The organism is Bacillus sp. JJ1566 (genome assembly GCF_036962685.1).
Classification (GTDB): domain Bacteria; phylum Bacillota; class Bacilli; order Bacillales; family Bacillaceae_L; genus Ferdinandcohnia.
Genome location: NZ_JBALOP010000011.1, coordinates 27,343 through 37,585, shown reverse-complemented (window position 1 = coordinate 37,585; position 10,243 = coordinate 27,343). Strand labels below are relative to the sequence as shown.

Genomic DNA, 10,243 nt, shown 5'->3' with positions numbered 1-10,243 from the left:
ATATATAAGAAGTATAACAATTCACAAAAAAGAAAACAATTACTTCCTATAGAAAGAACATCCTTACGAATTGTACGTCTGCTCATACATCTCCTGAGTAAACTCTTCAGGCTTTCCATCAAAAATAATCTCACCATTTTTCAATGCAATCAGCCTTGTTGCAAACTGTTTTGCAAGTTCTACATCATGAAGATTCATTATAGATAAAAGTCTATGGCGATCATGTAATTCCTTAAGTAATGTAAAAATACGATTGGCTGTACCTGGATCTAAGCTTGCAACCGGCTCATCCCCTAAAAAAACACGAGGTTTTTGCAATAAGGCACGGGCGATTCCAACCCTCTGCTTTTGCCCGCCACTTAAATGCTCGATCCGACGATCCTCAAATTCAGAAAGACCAACGACTCCCAACACACGTTTTGCATTGTTGATTTCTTCCTTAGAAAAAATCCCTAGCAAATTTTTCATCGAACTCCGATAGCCGAATATGCCTGTTAACGTATTTTGCAATACCGTCAAGCGGGGGATTAGGTTAAAATGCTGAAAAATCATTCCCATTTCTCTCCGAATCAGGCGCTGTTTTTCCTTATTTTTATTGGTTAATGGTTCACCATTCCAAAGCACTTCACCACTTGTTGGCTGTTGGAGGCCATTCATACAACGGATGAGCGTTGATTTCCCTGCGCCACTTTTCCCGAGTACACAGACAAATTCGCCTTTATCCAATCTGAGATCCACTGAGGATAGAGCTGGCCTTACTGAATTCGGATAGTAGACCGTTACGTTATTCAATTCAATCATTTTATGTCTACCCCCGTTAAATAACCTTATTCCGTACATAACTTCCTAATCCGTCAACAATGATGACAATTAACATGATTAAGAACACGTCCAACGAAACGGAAGAATATTGAAAGCTTTTAAAATCATTAAAAAGACGTTGGCCAATTCCTCCTCCACCAATAAAACCTAGGATGAGGGAGGTTCGAATCGCAACCTCAAAGCGGTAAAAATATTGGGATAACACATTAGGCCAAATTTGTGGAAGTATGCTAAAAAGAGATGCTAACCAGTTTTTTGAACCGACTGCTCTCATCGCTTCGTGTGGACCAGGTTCTGCCGATTCAATCAGTTCAGAAATTAATTTTCCAAGCACCCCAATATTATGAAACATAATTGCAAGAACGGCAGGGAAGGGGCCGAGCCCTAACGCCGTTAATAAAATTAATCCGAACACAATTTCTGGAATAGAGCGAACAAAGCTCATTACAATTCTTGTAAGATTGAAAACAATGGTAGAAGGGGAAGTATTTTTTGCAGCAAGAAAACTGATTGGCAATGCAATAATAAGACCAAACACACTTCCTAAAAACGCCATCGCAAGTGTTTCTGCACTATCCCTGAGCATCCGAGGCAAACTTGTATAATCCATTGGAAACCATTGTGAGAGAAAATCAATCATATTTCGAAAATCACGAAATTTGGAAAGATCAAACTCGGTTATTCTCATACTTACAATAACCGCAATCACTAATAGAACTACAGATAGTAGAGTAGTTCGTTTAAACCACATGTAGATCAGCTCTATTCATTTATAATTCCTTGTTTAATTGCAGCTTGGCGGATGCTTTCATAATCTGAATCTGTCGCTTCTGTAAATCCACTTGCACCAAAAGCAGCCAGAATCTCTTCATCATCGATAGCTAGGAAGGCATCTTTTAGTTTTTGAATGGTTTCGTCATCTGTATCCTTATGAACTGCCCATGGATATTGAAATAATTTTTCAGATTGCCAGATTGTTTTAAATAAGGAACCATCAATTTTTCCTGACTCAACAAGCTGATTATAAATCGCACTATCAATGGCACCAGCACCAACTTGTTGATTTTGAACAGCCAAAGCAGTTGCATCATGGGACCCCGTGTAGCGGACAGTTTTAAATTGATGCACATCCTCAGATTCAAATACTCCTCGATCCTTAAGTTCAATTGAAGGGATGAGAGAACCAGAAGTTGAATTAATATCACCAAAAGCAAAATCAATTTCCTTAGAGTTTGCTACTAAATCATCAATTGAATTCAATGGACTATCTTTATGGGTGATAATATAGGAATGATAGAATGGCTCACCGTCAATCAATTGAGTAATGATCGCTTTTGCACCACTTTTTTCGTGAGCTACAACATAGGTTAATGGACCAAAATAGGCCATATCAATTTTATTATAATTCATCGCTTCAACAACACCGTTATAATCGGGATATACTTCGACGGATACTTCACGGTTTAGTTTTTTCGTTAAAATAGATTGAAGCTTATCCATAGCAGTTTCCATTTCACCGACAGTTTGGACAGGTATAACACCGATTGTAAAAGCTTCTTCTTTATTATTTTTATTTTCATCACCAGCATTTGACCCACAGCCAGCTAGCAGGACGCTAATAACTAGAAGAAAAGCATAAATCTTTCTCTTTTTCAAAATAGGCACCTCATTTAATTTTTTCGTTATTATTTCCTAACAATCCAAAAAGGACTCAATATCGAGTCCTTTAAACTACCTTAATAAAACCAGGTTTTTCGCTTGTTACTTCACCAATAATGCTAGCATCAACATTATTCTCACGTAGTTCTTGCAGCACTTTATCGGCTTCATCCTCTGGAACAGATACAAGAAGTCCGCCAGACGTAATCGCATCACATAAAATGAGTTGATCAAGCTCATCGAGAGTAGCACTAAATTCCACTCGTTCGGCTAACCAAGCGTGGTTTTTCTTTGTACCACCTGGAACTACCTTTTGTTCAGCGAGTTCTTTTGTTCTTGGTAAAATAGGGACATTTGCAAACTGAATTGTCATCCCTACATTGCTTCCTTCGGCCATTTCCATAGCATGACCAAGTAGGCCAAACCCAGTTACATCTGTACAAGCATTGACATGATAGTTATCCATTACCTCGGCAGCTTTTTTATTCAATGTTGCCATGACCTCTGTAACTTTTTCAATATCCTCTTGCCCTAAAAGGTCTCTTTTAATCGCAGTTGTTAAAATCCCAACACCGATTGGCTTCGTTAAAATAAGTCGGTCACCAGGCTTTGCACCGGAATTGGCACGAATTCGACTAGGATGGATTGTACCAGTTACAGATAAACCAAATTTCGGTTCTTTGTCATCTATGGAGTGACCGCCAACTAAGGAAGCTCCTGATTCTCTCACTTTTTCGGCAGCACCCGCTAGAATTTCCGCTAAAATACTTTTATCTAGTGTATTAATAGGGAAGGCGACAATATTCATAACCGTGATAGGTTTTCCTCCCATTGCATAGACATCACTTAATGCATTTGCTGCAGCAATCTGTCCAAACATGTATGGATTGTCCACAATTGGGGTGAAAAAGTCTAGTGTTTGCACAAGTGCAAGCTCATCATTGATTTTATATACACCTGCATCATCAGGGGTATCAAGACCAACTAATAAATTTGGATTTGGTGTAGCTTTCGGTAATTGACGCAGAACCTGCGCCAGGTCCTCAGGACCAATTTTGCATCCTCAGCCAGCTTTTGTTGAAAGGGAGGTCAATTTAATGATTTCTTCCTTCTTAGACATCAACGTCACTCCTTCCACACTCAATATTTTGGTACCAAACTAGGCACCTAATTTTCAAAACTAATTTTAGCATAAGAAACTTAGTAATAGAAATTAATTTGAATTTTTATCTTATTAAGACAAAATTAAAATTATACTTAGATAATATAACAATTAGAGGTATCTAGTGAGGATTTCATCTGAATAACCAAATGAAAGCGTTCTTAAGGTTTTTGAATAAATATAATTGTTGACATTATCTGAAAATAACTATATTATGATAACAATTAATCAGAAAGTACATTATTCAAACAAAAACATATATTCTGAAATTAACACATCAGGGGGATTACACAATGAAACATTCAACGAAAAAGTATTTGATTGATCGGATGTATAAAGCTTCACAAGGACTTGCAAATGCAGTTTTAGTTACACTTGGAATTGGTCTTCTTATGGAATCACTGGGAACCTTTACTGGTTGGGAAGGCTTTACTATAATCGGAGTTTCGGCACAACTCATGTTAGCACCAGCACTAGGGGCAGGCATCGCGTACCAGCTTGGAGGTAATACACTAGTCATTTTCAGTGCAATGGCTTGTGCTACGGTAGGAGCGAGTGCTGTTCAGCTTACTGAAAATGGTGTCACATTGGTAACAGGACAACCATTAAGTGCAGTAATGGCTGCAGTAATCGCTACATGGGTAGGTAAACGGGTTGCAGGAAAAACAAAACTTGATATGATGGCCATACCTTTTGCAGCTATTCTTGTAGGAGGCATCGCTGGTGTGTTTTTATCAATTATTACAACTCCTTTATTAGAACTATTAAGCGCGCAAATCGCTGAATCTGTTGCTGATTCTCCAATTATTGGACCTATGGTCATATCTCTTGTTTGGAGTATTTTCCTTATGTCGCCTGCGTCTTCTGCAGCTATAGCGATTGCCTTACAGCTTGATCCTGTGTCAAGCGCAGCTGCTTTAATTGGTTGTACCGTTCAATTTGCTGGATTCACCGCAATGTCATTTAAACAAAATGATGCTGGGGCTAACATTGCACAATCCTTAATTACGCCTAAGGTACAATTTCCGAACTTAGTCAAAAATCCAAGGCTTGCCATCCCGCCGTTTATCGCAGCTGTCATTTGTGCACCAATCGCAACATTGATTTTTGATTTTCAAGTTCCATATCAATTAGCAGGGCTTGGGCTTAATTCATTAATCGCACCAATCAATATTTTAGCTGAGCAGGGTGCTATAGTTCTATCAATTTACATTGCTGTTGGAATCATCCTTCCGATTATCATAACTCTGGCTATCTATCATGGTTTAAAGGTAATTGGATGGACAAAAGCAACAGACTTAAAAATGGAATTACAATAAAAATAAAACTGGGTGAAAAGGAGAGCTCCTTTTTCTACCCAGTTTTTTTTGTATTATTTACATTAATCTAGTTTTAATAAAAATATTTGGCGGGACTGTGTGGGAATCGAACCCACCGGAGACGACACGCGCCTCCCTCAGGATTTTGAAGATCCAGGGGGACACCAGCACCCCAGCCAACCCCATGCTGTTATATTAACGTTTTTAAAGTGTACCCATAGAGCTTTACTTATTAGCCAATAAGTCTTAATTATGAATTATAAACTCATTTTTTTCAAGGAATTAGGACATTCTAATATGTTTACAATCAATAAAAGTATTCAAACCTTAATATTTTATAAAATAACGATAAATTTTACATTAAGGATTGAATCCACCATTAATAAAAAAATATGAAGTTTTCGAATTATGAGACAATAGATAAAAAACTCTGTTATAATAATTGGTAAAATATACATATTGGGAGAGTGGGGTATATGGAAGAATTTAAGCAACAGATAATATCGCTAGCGAGTAGAATTGAGAGAATAAAAGGAAATATTCAAACCGAAGAAGCAACTAAAACTTCTTTAATTATGCCTTTAATTCAATCTTTAGGCTATGATATTTTCAATCCAGAAGAACTAATACCTGAATTTGTTGCCGATGTTGGAATAAAAAAAGGTGAGAAAATTGACTATGCAATAATGCAAGGTGAAGAACCTGTAATATTAATTGAAGCAAAAAGTATTAATGAACAGTTAGGTAAGCACGATTCTCAACTATTTAGATATTTTGGTACAACAAATGCTAAGTTTGCCATACTTACAAACGGCATTGTTTATAAGTTTTTTACTGATTTAGAAGAGCAAAACAAAATGGATCAAAAACCTTTTTTTGTTATTAATATGTTGGACCTGAAAGATGTTGATATTGTTGAACTTGCAAAATTCCGTAAGACTGATTTTAATGTAAATAATGTACTTACTACTGCATCAGAATTAAAGTATACAGGTGAGATAAAACAATATCTTGCTCGTCAATGGGATAACCCTTCTGAAGACTTTATTAGGGTCATTCTAAATGATATTTATCAAGGAGTTAAAACAAAAAAGGTCATAGATAACTTTAGAGACTTAGTAAAGAAGTCTTTAAATCAATACGTAAATGAAAAAGTAAATGATAAACTGCAAAAGGCATTAAATTCATCAACGGAAAATATTGTAAATGCTCAACCAAGAGTACCCTTAGATGATGAAAAGGAAAAAGAGGAAACAGAGGTAGAGGTAAATAAAGAAGATGAAATACATACAACTGAAGAAGAAATCGAAGGTTATGTCATAGTTAAGTTAATTCTTAAAGAAGAAATTGATCCTTCGAGGGTATTCTATAGAGATAACAAAAGTTATTTTAATGTTTTGCTAGATGATACAATTAGAAAATGGGTTTGTAGATTGGGGTTAAACGGTACTAATAAATACATTCAATTAAATGATGTAAATAGAACGAGTATAAAGATAAATAATATAAATGACATCTTAGAGTACAAGGATGAGATATTAGAAGTTGCTAGACAATTTGATCAAGTTACAGTTAAATAGCTTTTAAAAAAATCGAAGGTGCCACCGAATTATGGTAACACCTTCTTTTTATTTATCCGACATTTTTCAAATAATAAGAAACTGTTTGTCTTGATTTGCTAATTTGTCTTTCATTACAGAGATTTTAAGCTTGTTTATACAATCCAATAGTCCGTTGTAAACCTTTTATATAAACCAATTATTTATTTTTTGCTTTCTCTATCACTAATACAAAGCTTTTTATACATGGTAGTCCCCTTAAGGGACGACACATATATGTTTTTGTGACTTTTTTCGTAATAGATAAGAAGTTCTGCCATAAAATTTAGTCTTACAAAGGAGAAAACAGAAAGGAATTTAAATACCCAGTTGGACACCAGCACCCCAGCCAACCCCAAATAGACTACCACTCATTATATACGTGAATTTCTTTTTAAGGCAAATAATAATCCTCAAACTTGAATTACCCATATGCTTGCTAGTAAAGTAGAAGGAAGAAAAGACGGTAATAAAGGGGAGAATGCAGGAAATGGTAGATTCATTTTATACGATTGGAATGGCAGGTCATATTGACCATGGGAAAACAACCCTCACAAAGGCTTTAACAGGAGTCGATACCGATCGATTAAAAGAAGAAAAAGAACGCCATATCTCAATCGAGCCAGGCTATGCACCCCTTAAATTAGATAACGGAACTCATGTATCCATAGTGGATGTACCTGGACACGAACGTTTTATTAGACAGATGATAGCTGGTGTAGCCGGAATCGACCTTGTGTTACTTGTAATTGCTGCAGATGAAGGTGTCATGCCACAGACAAAAGAACACCTCCAGATATTAAAATTTTTGGGGATTAAAAAGTGTATCGTTGTTGTTTCGAAGATTAGCAGGGTTGAAGAGGAGTTGCTCGAACTTGCTGTCGAAGAAATAAAAGAATTGTTGGCAGAAACAGATTTTAGCAATGCTGCACCAATTCTTTTTGTTGATAGTTTATCTGGAAAAGGGATTCTCGAGCTAAAACATGCGATTCAAACGGAAATCAACGGGCTTGAACAAAGAGACAGCAATGGCTCATTCCGCTTGCCGATTGACCAATCTTTTACGGTCCAGGGACATGGAACCGTTGTAAGAGGAACGGTTTTTGAAGGTGTAGTGACAAGAGACAGTCAATTAACACTTTTGCCCTCTGAGAAAAAGGTTAAAATTCGTCAAATCCAGGTACATAATGAGGAAACAGAACAAGCCCAAGCGGGGCAACGAGTTGCTTTAAATATTACCGGAGTTACTAAAGAGGAAATAAAACGTGGTGACGTTATTGTCGATTCAGAAAACTTCCAAGTGACGAGCACGATTGACATTGCACTACAACTTGCTTCGACACTGGCAACTCCACTTAAACAGCGATCACCTGTCAAGCTACATGTTGGCACAACCGAAGCTTACGGCAAAATTATCTTTTTTGACCGAAATGAAGTCAAAGAATCAGCTGAAGAAATACTTTGCCAAATCCGATTAGAGGAAGAAATTGTCGTGCGCCGTGGGGACAGGTTTATTTTACGGAGACCGACTCCAGTTGAAACCCTAGGTGGGGGATGGATTATTCAACCTCAAGCACAGAAATATCGATTTGGTGAAGAAACGATTACAATGCTAAAAAAACAATTGGAAAGCTCACCTTCAGAAATTTTGGATGACATGCTTTTAAAGAATCAACAATTATCAAAACTTCAACTAATCCAACTTTCCTCATTACAAGAGGAGCAAGTAGACGAAATTATTTCCGTTGGGCTTATATCTGGTAAGTACATTGAAATATCTGAGGGTGTCTACAGTTTAAAACGAATGATTGCAAAACTTAATGAAGTTATCTTAAATAAATTAAGGGAATATCATGACGAATTTCCTTTACGGATAGGTATGAGTAAAGCTGAACTTCTACAGGTGCTTGGGCAGAATAAGAAATTAATCGAGTACTGTATAAACGAGCTGTTACAAATCAATGAATTGAAGAAAGAAGAGCAATATTTATCGCTATCAAGTTTTAACCCTAGCCTTTCAAAAGGGCCAATGGAAATAGTTGTTTCGTCACTAATGAATGACGGGATCCAGCCTAAGAAATGGGTAGATTATCTAAAACAAGGCAATCTTTCTAATCAGGCTGCAAACGAACTTAAAACCTATTTATTAAAAACAAATCAAGCATTCTTACTCAACGAAGAAACATTGATTTACAAAAATGAATTTGACAAAGCAGTTGTTGAATTAAAAGCCGGAACAGGTGATATTTTTAGTTTAACGGAAGCAAAAGAAATACTTTCACTCTCTCGTAAATATCTCATTCTTTTCTTAGAGTTACTTGATGATCAGCATTATACGAGACGAGAAGAAGGGAATAGAGTTTGGACAAATAAATAGAAGAGGTGCCTTGAAATAAAGAGTTCCATTTTAAGGTGCTTTTCTTAAGTATAATAAGCGGAGTTTTTTCGGTTATATGCAGATTGAAGCACTTTTCGGGGTATATAAGGGAAAGTTTTCCGACTATGCAGTCAAAAATCTCCTATTTTCACGTTTTTCGAATTAATAGGCGGATTCCCTCCCTCTATTTGAGCATTTTTTAATGATAATTACTAAACTATCGGAATTTCTCCGTCTATTTATAAACTCTTGTGCTTAGCCTAGCCCCTCGGCATCTTTTTTTGCTGCTTATACACGCACTCTCCAAAGGGAATACTATTAGGAAAACTCTTTAATAGGTGAAAAATATGAAAATCCTTTGCATTGATGGGGGCGGAATTCGCGGAGTCTATGCGGTTGCCATTTTACGCTCAATAGAAAAAGAATATAATCAACCCATAGCAAATATGTTTGATATGATTGCGGGGACAAGTACAGGTTCGATTATCGCTGCTTCTGCAACACTAGAACTGGACATGGGGGAAGTACAAAAAGGCTATATTGAATATGGCGAAAAAATTTTTACGAAACAATCAAAAATCGGGTTTCTAAAAAGCTTTTACAGCGATCGCTATTTACGTGACTATATCCAAGATGCATTTGGTGAAACAACCTTATTTGATATTAAGAAACCTCTGCTCATTCCAACCGTTGATATCACTCATGGAAATCCATTTGTCCATCGATCGAATTATGGAAATACCGAACAGGACGATCACTCCATCAAGCTTTGGGACGTTGTGCTTTCTTCTTGTTCAGCCCCCGTCTTTTTCCCACCCAATAATGTTAATAATCACTATATGGCCATTGATGGGGGACTTTGGGCCAATAATCCGTCACTCGTTTGTATTACGGAAGCCCAGCATTATTTTAAAAAGAAACTAGAGGATATTCATATTATGTCAATCGGTACTGGTCTGCAAAAAATCGACTTTTCGATGGAAACACAAAAAGAGTGGGGTGTAACCAAGTGGCTTCCATTTCATCTTCCTTCGATGAGAATGACCCCAAAACTACTTGACCTTGCACTGCATCTATCATCTGAATCTGTAACCTATCATTGTCAGCATTTACTTGGAGATCATTATTTTCGAATTAATGAAAACCTAGGGCGGGAGGTTCCGTTCGATGCTCCAGAATTTATCGATTTTCTAGTAGAGCTTGGAGAGAATTCATTCCAAAAACACAAGAAGGAAATAGTATCATTTTTAAGTAAAGAAATATCACCATAATTGACAGAGTTAAAAATATATGGTATTAAAAACAT

The 10,243-nt window shown here is 36.6% G+C and carries 8 protein-coding genes and 1 tRNA gene; 4 read left to right on the top strand and 5 right to left on the bottom strand.

Annotated features, from left to right (window positions below):
* Positions 1–63 precede the first annotated feature (63 nt).
* The 4 genes from phnC to selD form a co-directional block, all read right to left on the bottom strand.
* On the bottom strand, positions 64–801 hold the full coding sequence (gene phnC / locus V7112_RS06315) for a phosphonate ABC transporter ATP-binding protein (protein ID WP_335416848.1): 738 nt from the start codon (positions 799–801) through the stop codon (positions 64–66).
* A 16-nt stretch (positions 802–817) separates the two neighbouring features.
* Positions 818–1,573 carry a phosphonate ABC transporter, permease protein PhnE gene (gene phnE / locus V7112_RS06310; protein WP_335416845.1) on the bottom strand — a complete coding sequence of 252 codons (756 nt, stop codon included), beginning with the start codon at positions 1,571–1,573 and terminating at the stop codon, positions 818–820.
* An 11-nt stretch (positions 1,574–1,584) separates the two neighbouring features.
* Positions 1,585–2,478 (bottom strand): phosphate/phosphite/phosphonate ABC transporter substrate-binding protein, encoded by an 894-nt coding sequence (gene phnD, locus V7112_RS06305; protein ID WP_335416843.1) that lies wholly within the window; start codon positions 2,476–2,478, stop codon positions 1,585–1,587.
* Between the two features lie 70 nt (positions 2,479–2,548).
* Positions 2,549–3,601 carry a selenide, water dikinase SelD gene (selD, locus tag V7112_RS06300; RefSeq protein ID WP_335416841.1) on the bottom strand — a complete coding sequence of 351 codons (1,053 nt, stop codon included), beginning with the start codon at positions 3,599–3,601 and terminating at the stop codon, positions 2,549–2,551.
* Between the two features lie 335 nt (positions 3,602–3,936).
* On the opposite strand from selD, the gene V7112_RS06295 reads away from it, so the two are divergent.
* On the top strand, positions 3,937–4,962 hold the full coding sequence (locus V7112_RS06295; RefSeq protein ID WP_335416839.1) for a PTS transporter subunit IIC: 1,026 nt from the start codon (positions 3,937–3,939) through the stop codon (positions 4,960–4,962).
* 87 nt (positions 4,963–5,049) lie between these two features.
* Here V7112_RS06295 and V7112_RS06290 read toward each other — a convergent pair.
* Positions 5,050–5,146, bottom strand: a tRNA-Sec gene (locus V7112_RS06290).
* A gap of 292 nt (positions 5,147–5,438) precedes the next feature.
* On the opposite strand from V7112_RS06290, the gene V7112_RS06285 reads away from it, so the two are divergent.
* The 3 genes from V7112_RS06285 (at position 5,439) to V7112_RS06275 (ending at position 10,208) form a co-directional block, all read left to right on the top strand.
* Positions 5,439–6,542: a type I restriction endonuclease gene (locus tag V7112_RS06285; RefSeq protein WP_335416837.1), complete on the top strand. Its 1,104-nt coding sequence runs from the start codon at positions 5,439–5,441 to the stop codon at positions 6,540–6,542.
* A 508-nt stretch (positions 6,543–7,050) separates the two neighbouring features.
* Positions 7,051–8,937 (top strand): selenocysteine-specific translation elongation factor, encoded by a 1,887-nt coding sequence (selB, locus tag V7112_RS06280; protein WP_335416835.1) that lies wholly within the window; start codon positions 7,051–7,053, stop codon positions 8,935–8,937.
* A 347-nt stretch (positions 8,938–9,284) separates the two neighbouring features.
* Positions 9,285–10,208 carry a CBASS cGAMP-activated phospholipase gene (locus tag V7112_RS06275; protein WP_335416833.1) on the top strand — a complete coding sequence of 308 codons (924 nt, stop codon included), beginning with the start codon at positions 9,285–9,287 and terminating at the stop codon, positions 10,206–10,208.
* Positions 10,209–10,243: the final 35 nt, after the last annotated feature.

Coding starts and splice junctions, on each gene's coding strand:
- phnC (WP_335416848.1), bottom strand. CDS start 801: ATGATTGAATTGAATAACGTAACGGTCTACTATCCGAATTCAGTAAGG.
- phnE (WP_335416845.1), bottom strand. CDS start 1,573: ATGTGGTTTAAACGAACTACTCTACTATCTGTAGTTCTATTAGTGATT.
- V7112_RS06295 (WP_335416839.1), top strand. CDS start 3,937: ATGAAACATTCAACGAAAAAGTATTTGATTGATCGGATGTATAAAGCT.
- V7112_RS06285 (WP_335416837.1), top strand. CDS start 5,439: ATGGAAGAATTTAAGCAACAGATAATATCGCTAGCGAGTAGAATTGAG.
- selB (WP_335416835.1), top strand. CDS start 7,051: ATGGTAGATTCATTTTATACGATTGGAATGGCAGGTCATATTGACCAT.
- V7112_RS06275 (WP_335416833.1), top strand. CDS start 9,285: ATGAAAATCCTTTGCATTGATGGGGGCGGAATTCGCGGAGTCTATGCG.